Origin of the sequence: Microcoleus sp. CAWBG58, from assembly GCF_020883045.1 — a bacterium.
Taxonomy (GTDB): Bacteria; Cyanobacteriota; Cyanobacteriia; order Cyanobacteriales; family Microcoleaceae; genus Microcoleus.
This window is the reverse complement of record NZ_JAHRFA010000023.1, coordinates 66,671-86,307: the sequence shown is the minus strand read 5'-3', so window position 1 is coordinate 86,307 and position 19,637 is coordinate 66,671. Positions and strand designations below refer to the sequence as shown.

General features: G+C 46.0%; 19 protein-coding genes. 13 read left to right on the top strand and 6 right to left on the bottom strand.

The window, feature by feature from the left end:
• Positions 1-477: 477 nt before the first annotated feature.
• Complete coding sequence (gene aroF, locus QZ918_RS12845) at positions 478-1,338, bottom strand: 3-deoxy-7-phosphoheptulonate synthase (protein ID WP_293335490.1); 861 nt, start codon at positions 1,336-1,338, stop codon at positions 478-480.
• A gap of 449 nt (positions 1,339-1,787) precedes the next feature.
• Between aroF and QZ918_RS12840 the strand changes: the two genes are divergently transcribed.
• Entirely contained in the window at positions 1,788-2,027 is a 240-nt protein-coding gene (locus tag QZ918_RS12840) for a hypothetical protein (RefSeq protein WP_293335487.1), read from the top strand.
• Here QZ918_RS12840 and QZ918_RS12835 read toward each other — a convergent pair.
• Positions 2,024-2,788 (bottom strand): sulfotransferase domain-containing protein, encoded by a 765-nt coding sequence (locus QZ918_RS12835; protein ID WP_293335484.1) that lies wholly within the window; start codon positions 2,786-2,788, stop codon positions 2,024-2,026. The two genes, QZ918_RS12840 and QZ918_RS12835, sit on opposite strands and share 4 nt — an antisense overlap.
• A gap of 57 nt (positions 2,789-2,845) precedes the next feature.
• Positions 2,846-3,043, bottom strand: coding sequence for a hypothetical protein (locus QZ918_RS12830; RefSeq protein WP_293335481.1), 198 nt, complete (start codon positions 3,041-3,043; stop codon positions 2,846-2,848).
• Here QZ918_RS12830 and QZ918_RS12825 point away from each other — a divergent pair.
• The 3 genes from QZ918_RS12825 to QZ918_RS12815 are packed head-to-tail and all read left to right on the top strand — an operon-like array spanning position 3,042 to position 3,841.
• The gene (locus QZ918_RS12825) at positions 3,042-3,194 is read left to right on the top strand and encodes a hypothetical protein (protein ID WP_293203566.1); all 153 of its coding nucleotides are present in this window, start codon (positions 3,042-3,044) and stop codon (positions 3,192-3,194) included. The genes QZ918_RS12830 and QZ918_RS12825 overlap by 2 nt on opposite strands.
• Positions 3,195-3,228: 34 nt before the next feature.
• Positions 3,229-3,444, top strand: a complete 216-nt coding sequence (locus QZ918_RS12820) for a hypothetical protein (RefSeq protein ID WP_106147397.1) — start codon at positions 3,229-3,231, stop codon at positions 3,442-3,444.
• The gene (locus tag QZ918_RS12815; RefSeq protein WP_293335478.1) at positions 3,434-3,841 is read left to right on the top strand and encodes a hypothetical protein; all 408 of its coding nucleotides are present in this window, start codon (positions 3,434-3,436) and stop codon (positions 3,839-3,841) included. Before QZ918_RS12820 ends, QZ918_RS12815 begins: the two co-directional genes overlap by 11 nt.
• Before the next feature lie 291 nt (positions 3,842-4,132).
• Here QZ918_RS12815 and QZ918_RS12810 read toward each other — a convergent pair whose 3' ends face one another.
• Positions 4,133-5,020 (bottom strand): sulfotransferase, encoded by an 888-nt coding sequence (locus QZ918_RS12810; RefSeq protein WP_293335475.1) that lies wholly within the window; start codon positions 5,018-5,020, stop codon positions 4,133-4,135.
• A 155-nt stretch (positions 5,021-5,175) separates the two neighbouring features.
• Here QZ918_RS12810 and QZ918_RS12805 point away from each other — a divergent pair, with 155 nt between their 5' ends.
• The 9 genes from QZ918_RS12805 (at position 5,176) to QZ918_RS12765 (ending at position 16,163) form a co-directional block, all read left to right on the top strand.
• A complete protein-coding gene (locus tag QZ918_RS12805) occupies positions 5,176-5,382 on the top strand; it encodes a hypothetical protein (protein ID WP_293335472.1) in 207 nt (68 codons plus the stop codon).
• Between the two features lie 581 nt (positions 5,383-5,963).
• Positions 5,964-10,853, top strand: coding sequence for a hormogonium polysaccharide biosynthesis protein HpsA (hpsA, locus tag QZ918_RS12800; protein ID WP_293335470.1), 4,890 nt, complete (start codon positions 5,964-5,966; stop codon positions 10,851-10,853).
• 32 nt (positions 10,854-10,885) lie between these two features.
• Positions 10,886-11,494 carry a hormogonium polysaccharide secretion pseudopilin HpsB gene (gene hpsB / locus QZ918_RS12795; RefSeq protein WP_293335467.1) on the top strand — a complete coding sequence of 203 codons (609 nt, stop codon included), beginning with the start codon at positions 10,886-10,888 and terminating at the stop codon, positions 11,492-11,494.
• Positions 11,495-11,557: 63 nt separating this feature from the next.
• Positions 11,558-12,622 carry a hormogonium polysaccharide secretion pseudopilin HpsC gene (gene hpsC / locus QZ918_RS12790; RefSeq protein ID WP_293335464.1) on the top strand — a complete coding sequence of 355 codons (1,065 nt, stop codon included), beginning with the start codon at positions 11,558-11,560 and terminating at the stop codon, positions 12,620-12,622.
• Between the two features lie 58 nt (positions 12,623-12,680).
• Positions 12,681-13,307, top strand: a complete 627-nt coding sequence (locus QZ918_RS12785; RefSeq protein ID WP_293335461.1) for a pilus assembly FimT family protein — start codon at positions 12,681-12,683, stop codon at positions 13,305-13,307.
• A gap of 41 nt (positions 13,308-13,348) precedes the next feature.
• Positions 13,349-14,434 carry an SGNH/GDSL hydrolase family protein gene (locus QZ918_RS12780; RefSeq protein WP_293335458.1) on the top strand — a complete coding sequence of 362 codons (1,086 nt, stop codon included), beginning with the start codon at positions 13,349-13,351 and terminating at the stop codon, positions 14,432-14,434.
• Between the two features lie 15 nt (positions 14,435-14,449).
• Positions 14,450-14,605 carry a hypothetical protein gene (locus QZ918_RS12775; RefSeq protein WP_293335455.1) on the top strand — a complete coding sequence of 52 codons (156 nt, stop codon included), beginning with the start codon at positions 14,450-14,452 and terminating at the stop codon, positions 14,603-14,605.
• Between the two features lie 282 nt (positions 14,606-14,887).
• The gene (locus QZ918_RS12770; RefSeq protein WP_293335452.1) at positions 14,888-15,463 is read left to right on the top strand and encodes a pilus assembly FimT family protein; all 576 of its coding nucleotides are present in this window, start codon (positions 14,888-14,890) and stop codon (positions 15,461-15,463) included.
• Positions 15,464-15,710: 247 nt separating this feature from the next.
• Positions 15,711-16,163, top strand: coding sequence for an endonuclease domain-containing protein (locus QZ918_RS12765; protein WP_293335449.1), 453 nt, complete (start codon positions 15,711-15,713; stop codon positions 16,161-16,163).
• A 341-nt stretch (positions 16,164-16,504) separates the two neighbouring features.
• Here the strand turns inward: QZ918_RS12765 and QZ918_RS12760 are convergent, their stop codons facing one another.
• Together QZ918_RS12760 and QZ918_RS12755 are read right to left on the bottom strand one after the other, a co-directional pair.
• Positions 16,505-18,388 carry a peptidoglycan D,D-transpeptidase FtsI family protein gene (locus QZ918_RS12760; RefSeq protein WP_293335446.1) on the bottom strand — a complete coding sequence of 628 codons (1,884 nt, stop codon included), beginning with the start codon at positions 18,386-18,388 and terminating at the stop codon, positions 16,505-16,507.
• Positions 18,389-18,953: 565 nt separating this feature from the next.
• Positions 18,954-19,538 (bottom strand): hypothetical protein, encoded by a 585-nt coding sequence (locus QZ918_RS12755; protein ID WP_293335443.1) that lies wholly within the window; start codon positions 19,536-19,538, stop codon positions 18,954-18,956.
• Positions 19,539-19,637: the final 99 nt, after the last annotated feature.

Below are 19,637 nucleotides of genomic sequence, written 5' to 3'. Positions count from 1 at the left end.
GCACTGCCTTTCGTCGTGTCAACAATCGCCTGAAAGCCATGATAAATCTCGTTTTTACCCCAGTCCAGATCCCCCTAAATCCCCCTTAAGAAGGGGGACTTTGAGAAGATTCTTGTCCCCCCCTTCTTAAGGGGGGCTAGGGGGGGATCTAGATTTAATAGTCAAACAGCAGTCTCTGACTACGTTTGAGTTTAAGTTGACACGAAGAAGGTAGGAAACGGCACTGCCTTTCGTCGTGTCAACAATCGCCTGAAAGCCATGATAAATCTCGTTTTTACCCCAGTCCAGATCCCCCTAAATCCCCCTTAAGAAGGGGGACTTTGAGAAGATTCTTGTCCCCCCCTTCTGTAGGGGCGGTGCCCCCGTGCCCGCCCTCTTAGCTAGGGGGGATCTAGATTTAATAGTCAAACAGCAGTCTCTGACTACGTTTGAGTTTAAGTTGACACGAAGAAGGGCAGTGCCGTTTCCCTACGAATATCACCTGACACTTAATACTTTTGAAGGTAAATTAGCCTCCGGTACGAACCGCCCGACGGCCGCAGCTACGGGCCGCAAACTTGCAACTAAATCTACCATATCAGGCAAAGAAAGAGCTTGCCGCGCGTCAGAAACAGATTTTTCTGGTTGCGGGTGACACTCAACAATTAACCCATCAGCACCGCAAGCAACCGCTGCTTTTGCAAGAGGTGCGACTAATTCCCGCTTGCCGGCGGCGTGAGAAGGATCTACAATTACTGGCAGATGAGTTAACTGTTTCAGCGCTACAACTGTGCCTAAATCCAACACGTTTCGCGTGTAATTGTCGAAGCTGCGGATGCCTCTTTCGCACATCACTACATTCGGATTTCCGTGGCTGAGAATGTATTCGGCGGCCATTACAAATTCTTCAATCGTGGCTGACAAACCGCGTTTTAGTAATACTGGTTTTCCGGCTTGACCGATCGCCTTTAGTAACTCGAAATTTTGCATATTGCGACTGCCTATTTGCAGCATATCAGCATAGGCGACAACCGGATCGATTTGGGCGATCGACATTACCTCTGTCACCACGGGTAAACCGTAACGCCGGCTGACATCGGCTAAAATTTCCAGTCCCTCAATTCCCATTCCTTGGAAAGCATAGGGAGAAGTGCGGGGTTTGTAGACTCCCCCCCGCAAAGCCTGCACCGGTGCGACTGAGAGTTTGCTGGCAACTGTCTCCATTTGTTCGGAACTTTCCACGGTACAGGGCCCGCCGACAATTAATAATTCTGTGCCGCCGACTGAGACTGTTTCGGATAGTTTGACAATTGTTTGGTGTTCGGGATGAGATTTAGTGACGAGTTTGGCTTCTAACATGATGGAATTCTCCTAAAAAATCGAGTGATTGGTTGACAATAAAAAACCCGGAACCTTTAAGGAGTTCCGGGTTGGCGCGAAAAGACAGCACGACAATTTACCCAGAACTCCTGCGGGGCCAAAAATAAAAGCCGTAATACCAGTTACTGAATAATGTCATTGCTGTTGTTTTCGCTTGCGATGATTGGTGGATGGGACAAGAAGTAGAAAAAACAAAACCGCAGGTGTTAGTCTGCGGTTCGCCCGGATGTTCACAGCAATCTGTAAATTCACTCCGGGCGAACTTGACCGTACCAAAAATAAAAATAGCTGTTGGTTGCGAACATAGGTGAAGCGATGCGATTACTGATTAAATGCAATGCTATTCGTTAACCTAGCGCAGAGTGGTAGTAATGTCAAGGCCTTTTTGCAACAGGTACGTTGTTGCGCTTCAGCGCTCTTTGAGATATATGAGAAAGAGCGCTTTTCCCGGAACTACGTACCTTACGGCTGTGCAATTTAGTCCCAATCGAAGTCTCGATCGCACAATTGAGCTAATCTCTGATTGGGCGATCGATCGTATTCCCTCAATTACTCGTATTTTGATAGATCTCTCAAAGAGCGCTGAAGCGCAACTACGTACCAAAGAGAGCGCCCAAGCGCAACTACGTACCAAAGAGAGCGCCCAAGCGCAACTACGTACCTTTTAGTCCCAGCCGAAGTCTCGATCGCACAATTGAGCTAATCTCTGATTGGGCGATCGATAATATGCTCTTAATTGCTCGTATACTGTCTCGCTGACCGGCGGATATTGATTGGAATTGTACTTTTCGTAGGTTTCTAATTCGTGCGGCGGCAAGCCTAGAAACTTTAACACGCTGTTGTAGGTGCCGCAAGGATTAACATACAAATCTTCGCTTTTGAGGATTAAAAGTTGTGATTTGGGAAATAGCTGCATCCAGGCTGGAAGTTGGTCGGCGTATATACCGCGACTGAGATATGTGTAGTGGCGGTGGTTGTAACTTTCGTAGGTTGGACTCGCTAGGATTTTTTCGATTTCGCCTTTGAGTCTTTCGGGTTCCTGGGCGATCGCACTTTCGAGAGATAGCGATTCGTATCCAATTTTTATGTAGTAATGATAGTGGGAAATTGCGCGTTCTACTGGGTTTCTCAGCAGGGCGATGATTTTAACTTTCGGACACAAATCGTGGATGCGCTGGGCGACTCGGGGATGAAAAATATAGTAGGGGCTGGCTTCTCCGGTTAGCAGTTGTTCGCCGCTTTGTATCTGGGGAAATTGGGAATAATACCAGTCCGGGCTTTTGTCGAAGTTGAGGTCGAAATAATGGATTTCTTTTTGGGCGGCGGGGGCGATTTGGGGATGTTGGATCAGGTAGTTGTACAGGGATGTTGTGCCGCCTTTTTGGACGCCGATGATGATGAAATCGGGGGGTTTGGAGGGTTGTTTCATGGATTGGTGATGATATCTGGCGCTTGGTTGGTGTCGGTTTGGGCGTCGAACTGTCGATCAATATAGCTTACAGCCGAGTTGCGATCGCGCGATCGTCCAATTAACTCGGCGGGGTTGTGGTTTTTTAGCCGATCGTGCTACTATTACGTTCAACGCGATTACGCGCAATACGTAGCGACTCGTTCTCGATCGCCAGATGCGAGAATGCAGATATGCGCGTTTGAGAGATATGGCTAAAAAAATTCCACCTGACATGGCTGAGCTGAGCGTTTATGTAGACAAAAAGCTAAAGTTGCAATTCAAACTAGCTTGTACGGCCCAAGAAAAACCAATGAGTGAAGTCGTTGGTTTGCTGATGAAGCAGTGGCTAGAGATACAAGCAACCTCGCCAGAGTCTGAACCCTAGCGTGTCAACACGGCCGCCAAAACTGAGGAGACAAATGTTGAGAGATTCAGACAACCCTGAGAAATCTTGGGAAGATTTAGAAGCCGAACTGCTTCCTCACCGTCCTTTTTATGCCCCGGGCGAGACTGAAATTGAAAAAGACCTTTACGCTAAGCGTCGATGTGCTCAGCAACAAATGAAGGCTGAAAAACGCCCCGATATTGCAGGCCACTCTTATTACTACTGCACGGAGACAAATAATGATGACTAACTTGAATTACCGACTGCTACCTCCGAAAGATGAGTACGTTCAAGTGTCTATCTATCTGAATCGGGTGCACTTGGATGGATATACGCCCGATCGCGCGATCGCACAATTAATCGAAATGGGTTACGATCCTAGTTTGCAATACCAGTGGAATCCAAAACGCAACGAGTTTGATTTGTTTGCTGTGATTCACGATCGCCCGATCGCAGATTCACTGATGGATAAACAGGCTTGCGATGCTCTCTGGGCTGCATTTAACGAATCTTCGCTTTACGTCATTGGTTGCGAGGCTGCCCAAAATCCTAATTGGCTGGCTGCGGGCAGTTTTAATGACTCGCGCCGTCACGCTGCGCCGGAGGAAATTGAGCCTCTGCAAGCAAATGCTACGGCTGCTGCTTGATATTCGTGCTCTTGGTACGTTGTTGCGCTTCAGCGCTCTTTCCTAAAATCTGGAAAGAGCGCTGAAGCGCAACTACATACGTTTCTTGGTACGTTGTTGCGCTTTAGCGCTCTTTGCTAAAATCTGTAAAGAACGCAAAGAGCGCAACTATATATTTTTCTTGGTACGTTGTTGCGCTTTAGCGCTCTTTGCGAATATCTGGAAAGAGCGCTAAAGCGCAACTACATACCTTGTACGATCGCACAATTGAGCTAATCTCTGATTGGGCGAATGACCATTTTATGCGATTTTTTACTCCACGAGCTCATAACCAAGCTCTCTAGCCAAAGGATTGACCACACTATTTAATAATCTTAATTCTTCTGGCAGTGCCTGACGCTTTGTACTGTATATGACTTTTTCGATCGTGGTTTTATTTAGCTTGAGTTCTAAATAATTTTCTAACTCAGTAAAATCAAAGTTTTCATTGCATAAATCTTCATATTTTATTAGCATTCCATTTACTTTATGACTGTCGGCAATGTATCCTTGAAGTAAATTTTTCCAGTGCAATCCAAACTGCTCTGGTGTGTATACAGGCTCGTTTGGCCATTTTTTGTACCAGTAAAAACCCTGAAAAGAAGCATAGGCATTGTAAGGATTTCTATACAAAAATAGGAATTTGGCATTGGGAAACAGCCATTTTAAGTAAATAGCGTGATCGATAGTCAACCTCACTTCTTTTAGCCCCCATCGCAAAATTCCCCTCGCTTTTGCGGGTTTTTCAAAATGATTTACCAAGAAGGCAATATGAGATTCAAGTAAGTAATTTATGTCTGGATAAAGGTTGGCAATCCATTCGCCAGCTAAGTTAGACAGTGGAGCACTATCGCTTAAAACTTCATCAATAAACCATTCCGCAGCAGGATAGGTATCGGTAATTGATTTGAGCGGGCTAGATAAATGGTCGATTAATCCTGCACGACCGTAGGGTTCACCCCATACGATGATAGAACCCGATGACATGACTAACCTTTGCAAAAGAGTTGACCCTGACCTCCAACCAGCAGAAAATATAAATACAGGACTGGAATCGCAATTACTTTTAATGTTCGGCCATCTGACCGAAAAGTTTTTAAGAGCTGCTTCGATTGTTGGGACTTTTTTTAAGTCCTCTTCATGTTTAATTTTAAAGTCCATATTAAAAATTAGTTACTGTTATAATTGATGTGGGTTTTTGGTGGTTCAATTTTAGTGGCAATCTGCGAAAACTTCAACTCTAGTTTAAGCTTATATGAAATTGGTATAACTCCAAATACCGAATCCTACCTCCCTTTGATGAGTACGATCGCCCTTTGATAACTGTTGGCGGGCGATTCCTGTTCGCGATCGCCTTGCCGCGCGTACTTTTGGACATCGCGGACATTCGATCGCGCCCTGGGGTGGGAGGACACGGGGCGTTGCCTGCGGACGATCGCACATTTATGTACCGTACAGCGTTAGTGCGATCGCGCCCGATGGGGTTAGAGGAAGAAACGGGACTGCCGTTTCCCTACGGGTGACGATCGCACAACAAGCAAAATTCGATCGCACTTTTATAGCCGTTTTGGGTACGGAAAGGGCATTACCCATAGGTGTCAACTTAAGGTCAAGCCCAGTCAGAGACTGTTGTTTGACTATTAAGTCTAGATCCCCCCTAGCCCCCCTTAAGAAGGGGGGAACAGGAGTCTTTTCAAAGTCCCCCTTCTTAAGGGGGATTTAGGGGGATCTAGACTTAGCTAAAAGCAAGAGATACCCAGGCTTTCAGGCTTAAGTTGACACCTATGGGCACGGTGCGGTGTCCTGTATTTGCTGTCTGCTCTATCTGACCAGGCCGCTGGGCACTGACATCTCGATCGAACTAGACTAGAGTGGAGTTTCCCAACCCAAATCCTTGCGGGGCAAATCTTTCGGGGAAAATATATCGGCAGCAAACCTCATGGCGGGTTTGTCGATTTTATTTTTCATTGAAATTACACATTTTGTGAATTTTTGCAAGGGCTGATATGGATGTTGTGGAAATTGGGAACTATAAGAATGGGATCGTACTGTCCAGCAGTAACTACCTGCAATACCATCTCTGAAATTATTCAGGAAGGCGTCAATGTTTAAGAGCAAATTATCCAAAGTTATCGTATCGCTGCTGCGGCGGATTGCTGGTGTTACCAGATCCGGGGCCAAGCGGCTGATGAGAGCAATGCTGCAAGCCCTCATGGCTATGGGCCGCAGGGCAAAGTTGCCGGTGGCGGGGTTTGTGCTGCCGACGGTGACGATGGTGTTGCTGGTAGTAATTTTGTTGACTGTGGCGATCGTCCTGCGATCGTTCGATCGGGCTAATTTGGCTCGCAACGTGCGGGTGAACCAGCAGGTGCTGGCGGCCGCAACCCCCGCGCTCGATCGGGCGAAAGCAAAAATTGAATATATGCTGCGGGAAGACCCGCAAAGGCCGACTGCGACTCCATCCGATGCAGAACTATACCGGATGATGTCCGATAATGCTGGTGCTACCAATATTTATACTTTCGGAGATGAAAACCGCCTTAAAGTTAAATTCGATCTAGACGGTATCGGTGGCATAGGAACCGATCTTCCCCTTACGGATCCTCTCAGCGTTGAGACAAACGAATCAATAAACACTGCTTGGAGATATGCTGTTGATACAGACAACGATACTATACCTGATACTTATACAATCTACGGCATCTTCTTTCGCTCTCCACCACGTGTGGGTCTGGATTTTAAAAGAGTAAGAAAGCCGCTAGAAGCAAGAACACCTCCAATGTCTGGAGGTTCCCTTAAACCAGGGTGCGAGGCGGGCGGTACTAGCGCTAGTTTAGTGGGAGACTCCGGTTGGTACAAAATAGATGGCAAACTCAAAAAAAGTTTCTTTGTTTACACAGTCAATGTACCGATGCCTGGATTTAAAGGCACTCCAAGTATCTCCGCTCTAGAATACCAGCAAGATCAAAGTCGCATTCCCCTCAGTAATAACGCGGTTGTGTACGAAGATGATTTGGAAATATCTCCCGGCCCCACGTTAAGGCTGAACGGGCGGATGATCACAAATAGTAATCTGATCGTGACGACTACGAGGAGCGGAGAAACCTTAAATCTATATCAAGTTAGCAGCAAAGATTCCTGTTTTTACGAACAAGAAAACAGCAAGATTATTGTTGGTGGCAATGTTGTCAACGGGTGGTCGGGTAATAACAATAACAAAGTACCTGTGCAAGTACACCTGTTCAAAAAAGGTGATAACCCAGATTATCCAAAAGTAAACTTAACCATTGACGATAAGAACCAATCTACAAGCAATAACGCTTTAGATGTGATGTACAATAACAGAGCTTATGCTGATCGCATCGCGGCATTAGTAAGTGAACGGATCAGACCAGCGGGGGCGACATCAGACACCGATCCCCTTACGGATCCAATTTCAGTCCAAGACGCCACAAAACCCACAGGAGCAGGACAAAAACGACCACAAGCGCTGGAAGAGTATTTTAAGAACAGGACTCGGAAAGTTCCCTTTGGTGAAACTGCCTTTGGCGTGAACGGAACAGGAGGCGTGACTACTGGAAATTTGGTTGATGCAGGGTCAGAGGGTCTACGACCCAAACCTTTATGGGTAGATCCATCAACAGCATTAACTCTCCTACCCGCCGAACTAAAAGCAAATCAACCTGAACCTCCGCTTGAAGAAGAAACATTTATCGGCGATCGAGTAGTGGTGGGTAATAACTTGCCTTCCAAAATTTGGAACAGCACTAAAAAACAATTTGAAACCGCATCACTAACATTCGGAACGTGGCAACCCAGCATACCGGATCGCAAACGAGAGTCCCAGGTGATTAAGCTTGCAGACGTGGGGGCGACTGACCGCGATGGTTTTTGGGAAAGATCGTCAGCCCAAATACCTAAAACTCCTCTTGACGGTATAGGTGGTCTGCGGATTATTACGAGTGCAGGAGTTTACGATCGTGCAACTTCTTTTCTGCCTCCTCCTAAATGGATAGATCATCGAGATGCTCCTGGAACTCCTCTTGCGATTACTGGAAGAACAGGACAGAAATTTGTCAACGATCCCCCGACTACTAACAATACTTACGATGACCCAACAACTACTGGTGTTGAGGAGCGATACCCCGTGGTCTGGCCGGACTCCATGCCTATGTCGCCACTGGGGCCTGGATCCAAAGTATATGACAACGTTGCTACTGCAAATAATTGGATTCTTTTTCCAGGATCGGACGCCATCGGTACGGGGCTACCAGTAGTAACTTCGTCAACCATTGACCCCAAGACACCAAAGTTTGCCAAAGGCGATTTGCGGATGCGTGCATCGGCAGTTTATCACTATGCAAATGACGGGTACAAGGAAGGTCAAAAGCCTAAACAAATCCCATTTGCCTGCGTCAGCAGCTACTACGATCCCAGTACCGCAGCAACAGCGAGAAATATAAGTGGACTACTTGATGTCAGTGGAGATACCGTAACACCACTTCCAGCAACAGGACCAAACTTTCCTACAACAGGTAGATTCATAGGATCTCACAACGGTATAGTCTACAGTTTCCCTGGACGACCGCCGCTTGCGGGACCTCTCACAACCACTAACGGTTTATTGAGTGGTGGCGACCCAATTTATACGGCACAAGCCAACTACGTCTTCCCTGACGGTAGGTTTGCCAACAAGCCTTTGAGAGAGGCGCTGCTGAAAGATCCAAATGATCGGAATTTGGATGACTTAGCAGCGATTGACTCTACTGCTTGCGCTTTAAATATTTTGCAGAATCCCACCGCTAGCACTGCAATTCCTCCTGGGGCTATTCAGGAAGTAGCTTTTTTGAATGCCAGAGAAATAAAAGCGGTAGACGCTGACAATACTGCTACTCCTAATGTGAATGAAGAATTTACCCTCAGCAGTCCTTTGCCTACGACTACTCCAGCTACTGCTCCCGCTGCAATATTGACAGGGTTCTATAACCTTCCCATGGAAGAACGGCAACCCTTAGAAGTTCGAGCAACTCAGTTGGATATAGAGAAACTGCGGGGGGAAGAGTTTACTGGGTCTAACGGGCCAGCCCCGGCAAAAGAGTATTTACTGCCAAACAGTGGGATTATTTATGCCAGTCGGGATGACGCGCTGCCCGATCGAAGTGCTCGAAGTAGTGATGAAACTACAGCGAGATTAGTCAGTCCGACAGACTCTCTACTCGATCCCACACGCAAGCCTAACGGGATTGTCGTCATTAACGGTCAATCACTATTCCGTGGCAAACCCGGCCCGGTAAGACCAAATCCATATACCGTGGCTGACGTGGTTAGAGAAAAAGGTCTGACTTTGGTATCTAATTTGCCTGTTTATATCAAAGGAGATTTTAACAAACACAGCCAAGAAGAGTTTGTCACACCTTTAGACAAGAATACTTGGAGTAACTTTTACAGCGGTCGTGGCGCTCTCAATCCTAATTTTGCCTGTCGCCCAGGCGACCCCAGACTTAAAGATTGTACCGTTGGTGATAATTGGCGTCCCGCAACGGTACTTGCAGATGCTATCACTTTGCTATCAAAAGACTACCGCTTTGGTTTCCGCAACGAAGGGGATTTTGACCTCAGAAATAATGCGGGCGCTGCTGCTGTATTACCTCGGAGACAACAAGGTTTTTATCACAACAATTTTATTACTAATGGTCTCACTAGCGGGGCCTTCTTAATTGATGGTACATTGCCGCCTGTGACTCCACCAGCAGGGCTAAAAGATGATGACTATAAAGCTCCCAAGCTGAATAGCTCTTACTTCAACAACTTTGTCACGCCCGTTCAAAGACGCGGAGAATTCCCAGAATATTTGATGGAAACTTGCATAAAATTGCCGGTTTCTGAATGTACCGATGCCGACTGGTTCGTCGATCCACAGACAGGGCGCAAAGTTTCTGATGTAATAGCAACGACACCAACATACAATTCAACTACCCGCTTAAGTACCTATAAAGCCGGGACAACAGCCGATCCTCCGATTCCAGAATTGCAGCGATTCCCCCGCCGTCTGGCTTTCCCCAGAGATTCTGCCAATAATCTCAATGGAGGGGCAACTCCACAGCCTTACGGCATTAATGGGGGGACTGTCGATCCTGCTAATCCTGGAACACCAAAACCTAATTCTCTATGGTTCGCAACTACAGCAACCGCAAGTGGTACTGCTGTCAGTTACGGCAACGACCCATTACCGTTTGTGGTCAACAGAAATTTGAAAGACTGGAATAATATAACCGATCTGCCAGTTTTATCAACAACTCAGACCTTCCAGCCATTGCTAATGCCAATGTTACAAATCCAAACGGTGGCACCGGCCACAGATCTCACCTTTAATAAGTTAGTGAAAGAAACTGGCTGGCTACCGAGAGCTACACCAACAAGTTTCCATCTGCTCCTAGGATCCGGGGACACTCCTTCCCGAGCTCTTGATCTTGCTAGGACAAGCGGTGACACCAACGGTGGCTTGCAAAATTTACCCCGCTTTTTGGAAAGCTGGAACGTCAACAATGCGGATGTTTCAACCGATATCAAGGGTTCTTTCATCCAATTAAATCGAAGCGCTTATAGCACAAGCCCTTACCAGCCAATTCTGCTCAGTGTTACTGGAATTCCTCCCCTGAAAAGTTTGTTCGCTCGACCAGCAACTTCACCAATTCCTGCTTACACAGCTCCCCAAACAACATATAGAACAGATGGTGGAGGTCGGTTTGCGTATTTCGTCCCACCAAAACGGGATTGGGGTTTCGATGTCGGTTTGCTATCTCAGCCACCTGACTTGTTTACCCAAAGGCTCACTACTCCTCCTAGAAAGATTGAGCCGGATGAGTATTTCCGGGAAGTTAGTCGCGATGACAAGTGGATACAAACTTTGATGTGTGCTGAACTTGCTGCTAACCCTGGCACTTTTGCTGTGGATGCTCCTTTCAAACCAAGTCAATGCCCTCCTCCAGCCTAAGTTTCTGCTACTCAATTATTCGATTCCTAATTATGAAACGACAACAACAGCAAAATTTATCCCAGTCACGAGATGGTGGCTACACGATTATCGAGTCATTGGTAGCGATGATTGTCGTTTCGGTGCTAATGATAGCGATCGCCCCCGTGATGGCTTTCTCAGTAGCAACTCGCGTACAAGCGCGGCGGATGGAACTCGCCACGCAGGCGGCGAGAACATACATCGACGCTCTCAGGACGGGGGCGCTTAAACCGACAGATACAGAAAAGTTTCCTGTAAAAGATACGTCGTCTGCTCCAAATGTTGCTCCTGCTCCTGGAAACTTAGCTAATTTGTACTGCGTTGACTTAGATGAAAAAGCAGGTTGTACTGGCAGCAAAGATTTTCGTGTTCAGGGTGCGTGGCGATCTGTAAGTGCTACTTCTAATCAAGAGGCGAAAGAGGCGGGCTACGGTTTGACTGTCCGGGTTTACAGAGCCGATGCTAGTGGCACTTTGACAACTACAGGTCAATCTATAGTTGGAGCAGGACTTGGCAATCCCAATGCACCCTTGGTAGTAATGAGTACAGAAATTCCTCCTGCCCCAGAAGGCGGGGCTTCATCCTATCGATCCATTTGTGCTCGAACCGGCTGTAAATAATACTTGCAGGAACTTCGATTAAATTTAAAATACCTTCCCAATTTGACAAAGGAAAAAGTCAAAATGAAAATTTTACTCAGGTTGCTTCTAAAAAGTCAGCACCAGCGAAAACGGTTTCAGCAAACTAAAACAGAAAAGGGCATGACTCTGATCGAACTGCTGATCGGAACAGTTATGGCATTTTTAATCATTACGCCGATGCTCAGCTTTGTAGTCGATATGCTGAATACCGACAGAAGGGAACAAGTCAAGTCAAACACCGAGCAAGATATTCAGGCGGCAGTTGATTTCATTGCCCAAGATTTGAGTCAAGCTATTTATATTTATGATGGCAAAGGAATCAACGCTATCAAAGCTCAACTTCCTGCCAACGATGCAAATAAAATCCCGATACTTGTATTCTGGAAGCGACAGCAGGTTAAAAATGCTGTTCCTCTTAGCACTGGATTAAAGCCAAATGATTGCAGGATTCCAGGCATATCTGGCGGAACAATTGATTGTAACGATACCTATGTACGATCGTTAGTTGCCTACTACCAGATCAAAGAAACTGATCCTAAATCTATTTGGTGTCAGCCTTCAGGCAACGATTGTCCTAAACGCATTGCCCGCTATGAAATTAGGGATGGACTTAAAAACCCTTACGCTACGGGGACTATGCCTCCTTACTACACAGATACTGATATTGATGCAAGACCTTCTTTAAAGCAAGATGCAGCTTTTAATACAGACTTTAAGTTTAGCGATCCTACAAAAGATGTGACAAAGGTAGCGGGATTGCCTGATGCTGCTCAAAATTCTCAAGTTCTCGTTAATTACATAGACCACAGCCCCAAGACAATTGCTCTTGATGAGTGTCAACAAGCTCTTGGCAATCCTGAAACTCAAATAGGGTTAGCAGCAGCGCAAAAAGTGGCAGAAGACACTCTAAAAGTAACAGACCCAGACAAGACAATAAATAGCTTCTACGCTTGTGTGGATACATCAAGGAACTTAGCCAGAGTTACAATCAGAGGCAATAGCCAGCGCCGCCTTCAACCCAACAATGCTAATTATGATGCTAACAAATCGGCATTTTTCCCCACAACAAGCGTGCAAGTACAAGGTATAGCTGCGATCGGAAAATAACTAATGTCTAAAACAGATTTCCCAATCGCTCGACTAGCAGATAAAACAGGAGAGTAAAATGAAAACCGCAATATTATTAAAATTTTTGCAGAGTTGTGACGCCAAAGCAACTTCCAATTTCCAAAAAACTAGATCCAGAAAGGGCGATAACGGATACACGCTTTTAGAATTGCTAATCGTAGTGATACTGTTAGGTGTATTAGCTTCGATCGCAGCTCCGGGCTGGTTGGGATTCATCAACAGACAAAGAGTCCGCACAGTCAACGATCGCGTTTTTCAATCATTACGACTTGCACAAAGCGAAGCAAAGCGAACTAAGAGCCCAGTCACAATTACATTTTCTGGCCCACCTGTCAATGATCCGCCAATAGTTACGTTTAACCCGCCACTTCCCACAGGCGGTCAAACCCAGACGTTAAATGCTGGAGGCGAAATTAAACCCGGTACTATTGCACTGTCAACGAATGTAACTACTGCTGGTGATACTGATCTTCCTCTAAACTCGATCATTTTTGACTATCAGGGCAATGTAAAAAAATTACCCCCAAGTAGTGCAAATTCTGCAATTCCCGGAAGATTTGTGGTATCAGTTTCTGCTTCACCTAACGGTGCAAAGCAATGTGCGATCGTCGAAACTCTCATAGGCGGAATGAGAACTGGTGAAGGGCCTGAGTGCACGCCCTAGTTTTCAATAAATTTTATCCTTAATCAAGATATGTCTAATACATGAGAATTGCGAATTATATTATTGATCTTCCTTTAGCGGTATTTTTATTTTTTTTATTGCTAGTTATTGCGATCGCAAAGAAACGTCTCAAAAATGACGAATTTTATACGTTAGTGATTAGCGTACTACTATCTTTTCTCTTAGCAGAAGGAGTTTGTAGACTCTTAAATATAGGAGATTCTAGGATAGTTATATGGAAAGAGGATCGCGTTCAAGGACAAGTATACGCTTATCAACCGAATGGAAAGCTATTATATACTTACCCTGACAATCCTCGAAGATATTTTAATGAAAAAAATGAAGTGTCAGGAACCATAAATCCTAAAGGATTTCGGGGATTGGATCGAGCCTTTGAGAAAGCTAACGGTATAACCAGGATAGCATTCCTCGGTGATTCCTTTACCCTTGGGATGGGTGTAAAAGACAACGATACCTTACCAGTAAGTTTTGAACGCGCAATACAATCCAAACATCCCAACACCGAGGTTCTAAATTTTGGTGTGTCAGGAACATCCACCAAAGAACAAATCAAGTTGGTTGAGGAATATGTAATAAAATTCAAACCAGACGTAGTAGTAATCGTAGTATTTTTGAATGATGCAGACAGAACAGGAACAATTAACTTTATCTCTAGACCAAAGGTACTAGCTGAAGTTAGAAAAAATTCGTTTTTTATCAACGCTTTAATCGGCAGTATTGAAAAACCTATTCTATATCATGAGATGATTCGTCATTACCAAGATGGTTATTTAGAAGGTAGCCCCGGTTGGGAATCTGTCAAAACTGCGCTCAGGAAAGGAAAAACGCTATCTGAAAAACAGAACTTCCAGCTTGTAGTTGCAGTATACCCTGTACTCTTTAAACTAAATGATAGCTATCCATTCAGACATATTCACAAAGTAATAGAAGACTATTGTGCCTCTTTAAAAATTCCGTTTGTCGATTTATTGAATGGATTCGTTGGCCAACAGGATTCCAAGCTTTGGGTACACAAAACTGACCAACATCCCAATGAAGTAGCAAATAGAATGGCTGCCGGAGAATTATCGAAATTCTTTGAGAGTAACGACTTAATGAAAAAGTAGGGCGTCCAGAGCGTATTGCAAGATGGAAAATACGTACAGTCCGATCGCAGTCTCCAATTTCCCAGCTTCCCGATCGCCCATCTGATCCCCCAGTATATCGAACAAAGCAAAACAGCCGGCAGAAACGTCGCCATGAAAGCCTTTCGAGCATTAGTACGATCGCAAATTTAGCCGCCCCGCACGCTCTCATCCACAGCGGGCGATCGCATCAATACGCGCAATTTGTCCCAAAGGGCGATCGATTCTCTCCACACCGCCCCTACCAGATCCTAATTTTTTATGTAAATTTTATTTAAGCGACCTATACAGTAACCACACTCAAAGTTAAAATACTCCCAACAAAAATAGAGCCTTCCAGCTATTTTTTTTAAACAAAAAATCACTGAGTGTACTTACGTGTCAATAAATAAAACCCCCAAACGCAGAGCCACAGCATCTAACGCCGGTTTTACAATGCTTGAGACATTGATAATTATCGCAATACTGGGAATATTTTGTGCGATCGCCAGCCCCTCTTGGCTCATGTTCATCAACAACCACCGTTTGAAGGTATCAGTCGATCGGGCTTCTTGGGCAATGGAACTGGCCCAAAGCAACGCCAAACGCGACAAAACCTCATGGCAAGCCAGCTTCAAACAAGTCGGAGAAAATGTCGAAGTAGCCATCCACAAATCCGAAATTTTCCCAGCCAAAGTACCAGCCAGTCAATGGAAAAGCTTAGAATATCAAATTAGGATAAATGAAAATGACACAACTTTGCGAAAGGTCAATGAGAACACAAATAAAGTAACACAAGATGGAACAGTCTGGCGAGCCATGTTCAATTACCAAGGTTGCCCAGTGTATAACAAAACTGACGAATGTGGCCTCACAAGTCTACAAGCAAAAGGAAACCTCACACTATCTCATCCAAATCTTCCAAAAGGCGATCGGTGCGTGATTATTTCCACACTTATAGGACATACACGCACCTCTGAAAGACAAAGCAAACCCAATCCAGACAATAACAAAAATAGATTTTGTTATTGATCTCGCACCCAAGCCTCACCCTTGTATGTACTCTTGTCCCCCCCTTATTAAGGGGGGCTAGGGGGGATCTGGCCTAATCGTCAGACAACAGATCCGCAGTATATTTGACCTTAACTTGACACTTTTGAAATCGCAATAAACTTTTCCATCTTCAAACAATTGCATTTTTACCTACAGTATAAACTAAAATCAAGTCCCCCGAATATCGTGGGGATGCCATGGATATCTAGCCAAGATGAGGGGGATAATGCCTAAATTATTACACGACTCCAACTTCCATCTACCTTACAACCGAAAACTTATCCCGATCGCCCAGCAACTACGAAAAAATCCAACTCCAGCCGAAAAAAAACTTTGGCAGAATTTTCTGAGAAATTTCCCTGTTCGAGTTTTGAGACAGCGACCGATCGACAATTTCATTGTAGATTTTTATTGTGCTGCTTTCATGTTGGTAATTGAGGTTGATGGGGAAAGTCATTTTACGGAACAGGGGAAACAACATGATGCAGAAAGAACAGCGATTTTAGAGGGGTATGGACTAACAGTTGTCAGATTTACAAATGTTGAGGTGTTCCAGAGTTTTCAGGGAGTTTGTCAGAACTTATTGAATTTAATCGCTGCTGATACTTCGGGCCAGATCCCCCGGCGCCACAATGATAGTTGGGGGGAAGCGGAAACACTCTTATCCCCCCCTTATTAAGGGGGGTTAGGGGGGATCGAGTCTCAGCAGCAAACGATATCTATAAAGGTGTTTTAGGCTATTGTTGACACCAATTGCCAGCCTTCAAGGCAGTGTCAACTTAACATCAAATTAACATCAAACGTAGTCCAGATCTTCTGTCTACTGATTAAGGCAAGATCCCCCCTAGCCCCCCTTAATAAGGGGGGGACAAGAAGCACTCAAAGTGGGTCTTTGATCGGGGGATGCGACGGGGATCGGGCCTCGAATGTGAACGAGAGATACAAAGGACTTTAGCGTTAAGTTGACACTTATACGGGTGAACCCATCCCACCCGAATCATCTCCATTGAACCGCCCTTCCTACTTCTTACTCGGCGCAATCTTCTCAATATTAATCAGCGCCTCCATCACCGACTCCACAATCGGCGCCGCCACAACTCCCCCGCTACCACCACCCTTCGGCTCATCAATCACCGCCAGCACCACATACCGAGGAGCCTCCACAGGCACGATCCCCACAAAGCTAGTAATAATCGCCTTATCAGAATAACCCCTACCAGCACTAGCTTTTTGAGCCGTTCCCGTTTTCCCAGCAATCCGATACCCAGGAATTTGTGCAGCTTTCCCCGTACCACCATCCACCACAGTTTCCATCATTTCCAAAACCTTCTTGGTAGTTTGTGGCGAAAAAACCTGCTTCGGAACAGCCCTCGGCAACTTCCAAAAAGGTTGACCTTCGCGATCGAAAAGTCCCCGCACAACATGAGGAGTTACCAACTTGCCACCGTTAGCCAAAGCCCCATTAAGCTGCACCAACTGCATCGGAGTAATCGAAAAACCCTGACCAAAAGCAGTAGTAGCAACTTCCACCGGAGAATTAATAAATTGCTCTCGATTTTTAAGCTGACTCGTTACTTCAAAAGGCAAATCTGTACCCGCAGTTTGTCCCAGTCCCAATTTTTCTAAAGCTTGATAGTAAAGAGAAGCTTTCATCGTGTTCATTATGTGAACCATCCCCACATTACTAGAATGTTTCAAAATCTGCGTAACAGTCGAAGGGCCCCGGGCGCCTGCTTGTTTGTAATCGGAATTTTGGATAGTCCAGATATCCATATAAATCCGACCTTCGTCGTTAAACACAGTGTTAGGTTTGACCGCACCCGCTTCCAGGGCGATCGCCACATTAATCGGTTTAAAAGTCGAACCAGGCTCATAAACATCAGTTACAGCCCAATTTTTATACCGCGACAAATCGAAATTAAAATATTGATTCGGATCGTAAGAAGGTTCAGCCACCACCGACAGCAACTCCCCGTTACGGGCATCCATCACAATCACCGTACCCCGCTTCGCCTCATGTTTGAGCATTTTCTCCTTCAGAGCAATCCGGGCCGCCCGCTGCAAGCGACTGTCGATCGTCAATTGCAATTTCAAGTCATCAAGCTGCACAAAACCCGCCGTCAGTCGATCGGGAAGCCAACGCCCGTCGATCGACTTACTAAATTGAATCGACGGCATCGATCGTTCCAGCAAATTCTGCTGGCTGTATTCCACCCCCGCCTGTCCCTTCCGTTCCCCATCCACATAACCCAGAACATCCGCCGCCAACTCCTGCTGCGGGTAAAAACGCTGCTGCTGCCGCACCAACTCCAGCCCATCCACAGGACTATCTTTAATTTGCATCTGCCCCACGCGATCGGCAATTTCTTGAGCCAAAGAACTAGCGATCGTAATACCGCTTTCTCCCAGATTAAACCTTCGCAGCAGTTCAGTTTCCGCCGTATTGCCAGGGGCTACCTCGATCGGCAACATCGGAGCCAATTTAGCAGCAATCTCCGCCTTCGAGTGCTTGAACAACTTCGGGTGAGCGTAGAGAGTGTACACCTGTCTGTCGATCGCCAACACATTCCCCGTGCGATCGACGATCGGGCGTCTCGGCACAAACGGCTTCGTTTTGAGAGTTTGCTGCTGAAGAGCCCGTTTACGCAGCGCCGGAGCTCGCGTCACCTGCAAATAAAACAAATTTACAGCCAGCGCCAGCCCCCCGAGCATCAACACCACCCACACAACCCACAAGCGGAACTTGTGGCGTTTTAAACGCTCCAGGGGTGGCCGGGGCGGGCTGCTAGCGGTAGCCGCAAATCTGGGTTTGGCCCCTTTGCCCCACCAAGTGCGATCGCTCGACGCTTTTGGACGTTTAAAATTCGGCGATCTGTAGCGGTCAAAACGGGGATCGTAGCTCATAGCATTCCAAATTTACCGACAAGTTCTACCATTTTAGATTTTAGATTTTAGATTTAATAATTTAATAATTTAATAATTTAAGAATTGGCAATATTTGATAAATATTGGATTTGGATTTATTCTTACCCGAAAGAATTGGTTCAAAGCCCCAAGCCCGATCGGGAGAAATTAAAATCAGACTATTGATTACTCCAATTCTCGGACTTTTAGGTAGATGTCGCTCTTAAACTGTCAACTGTCAACTGTCAACTGTCAACTGCTTACTGTAGCATTATTTTTTTGAACTTCTGTTTGTTAATTATTTTAAAATAAAATTTTAACCGAGGGTAAGTAGGGCCAAAATCGATCGGCACTTACACAAAAATCAAACCGGAAGCAAGCCCTCGGACATTTCCCCCTCGGGCCCTCTCCGCGTTGACATTGCCCAAAAACGGGTACCGTAGCCCCGACAGACAGACAATCTTTGTGCATATCCCCAAATTTTAGACTCAAGATTCAAGCCTCCAGATTCATCTTCAGAGCAAATCTAAAATCTAAAATCTAAAATCCATCGACTGATATAGCCTCAATAGCCCAGCGGCGTTTCCCCGCCCGATCGCTTCTGGAGAGCAGGTTCTTCGGAATTTGGTGTCGGCGCACCAGGCGATCTGTTTTCCGGGGCCGGGCGCAAGAAAATCGTGTCCCCAGGCTTCTGTGCAGCCAAACCAGTTTCTGGATTTTCAGCTTCTTTAGCAAGTTGATGTTTCAAGACTTCGCTAGCAGCACTCAACTGCTGTTCGCCCCGGCGCAGAGTTTCCAGCTTTTGATACTCTTGACTCCAGCGTTGCTCGCCGTAAACAGTCAAACCGTAGAGAGTCAGAGCACCGCCCAACAGCAGCACCAATGCGGCTGAGGAGGCGCGCTCCACCCGCAGGAGCGATTGCAGCCACATCGGATGCGACTGGCGATCGGGCATTACTTTCAGCACCGATGCTTGCGGGCGAGGTTTAGCCTGTTCGTCGGCTGGGGAGTAGTTAGGCAACTCAGGCCCAGTTTTTGCCCGTCTAGCTCGGGCAATAGAAGTAACTTTGCTTTTGGTAGCGTCTGTGGTGGCCTTGCCGGTCGATCGGGAGCGGCGAGGAGAATCCGGGGATCTGATAGCAGCGGTCATAGAGTTCACCAAATTTACGTATAGAGGGCAGCTTCAGCTTGAGTAAGGTTAGGAGTTTTTGCGGTTGCCGATCGCCAATTTCTGGAAATCTCGGTTATC

What these genes read in the sequence shown, in the direction of transcription:
- QZ918_RS12820 (WP_106147397.1), top strand. Translation starts at nt 3,229, where the DNA reads ATGTTGAGAGATTCAGACAACCCTGAGAAATCTTGGGAAGATTTAGAA.
- hpsB (WP_293335467.1), top strand. Translation starts at nt 10,886, where the DNA reads ATGAAACGACAACAACAGCAAAATTTATCCCAGTCACGAGATGGTGGC.
- QZ918_RS12835 (WP_293335484.1), bottom strand. Translation starts at nt 2,788, where the DNA reads ATGAAACAACCCTCCAAACCCCCCGATTTCATCATCATCGGCGTCCAA.
- QZ918_RS12830 (WP_293335481.1), bottom strand. Translation starts at nt 3,043, where the DNA reads ATGTCAGGTGGAATTTTTTTAGCCATATCTCTCAAACGCGCATATCTG.
- QZ918_RS12825 (WP_293203566.1), top strand. Translation starts at nt 3,042, where the DNA reads ATGGCTGAGCTGAGCGTTTATGTAGACAAAAAGCTAAAGTTGCAATTC.
- hpsC (WP_293335464.1), top strand. Translation starts at nt 11,558, where the DNA reads ATGAAAATTTTACTCAGGTTGCTTCTAAAAAGTCAGCACCAGCGAAAA.
- QZ918_RS12770 (WP_293335452.1), top strand. Translation starts at nt 14,888, where the DNA reads ATGCTTGAGACATTGATAATTATCGCAATACTGGGAATATTTTGTGCG.
- QZ918_RS12765 (WP_293335449.1), top strand. Translation starts at nt 15,711, where the DNA reads ATGCCTAAATTATTACACGACTCCAACTTCCATCTACCTTACAACCGA.
- QZ918_RS12815 (WP_293335478.1), top strand. Translation starts at nt 3,434, where the DNA reads ATGATGACTAACTTGAATTACCGACTGCTACCTCCGAAAGATGAGTAC.
- QZ918_RS12760 (WP_293335446.1), bottom strand. Translation starts at nt 18,388, where the DNA reads ATGAGCTACGATCCCCGTTTTGACCGCTACAGATCGCCGAATTTTAAA.
- aroF (WP_293335490.1), bottom strand. Translation starts at nt 1,338, where the DNA reads ATGTTAGAAGCCAAACTCGTCACTAAATCTCATCCCGAACACCAAACA.
- QZ918_RS12755 (WP_293335443.1), bottom strand. Translation starts at nt 19,538, where the DNA reads ATGACCGCTGCTATCAGATCCCCGGATTCTCCTCGCCGCTCCCGATCG.
- QZ918_RS12785 (WP_293335461.1), top strand. Translation starts at nt 12,681, where the DNA reads ATGAAAACCGCAATATTATTAAAATTTTTGCAGAGTTGTGACGCCAAA.
- hpsA (WP_293335470.1), top strand. Translation starts at nt 5,964, where the DNA reads ATGTTTAAGAGCAAATTATCCAAAGTTATCGTATCGCTGCTGCGGCGG.
- QZ918_RS12780 (WP_293335458.1), top strand. Translation starts at nt 13,349, where the DNA reads ATGAGAATTGCGAATTATATTATTGATCTTCCTTTAGCGGTATTTTTA.
- QZ918_RS12840 (WP_293335487.1), top strand. Translation starts at nt 1,788, where the DNA reads ATGAGAAAGAGCGCTTTTCCCGGAACTACGTACCTTACGGCTGTGCAA.
- QZ918_RS12810 (WP_293335475.1), bottom strand. Translation starts at nt 5,020, where the DNA reads ATGGACTTTAAAATTAAACATGAAGAGGACTTAAAAAAAGTCCCAACA.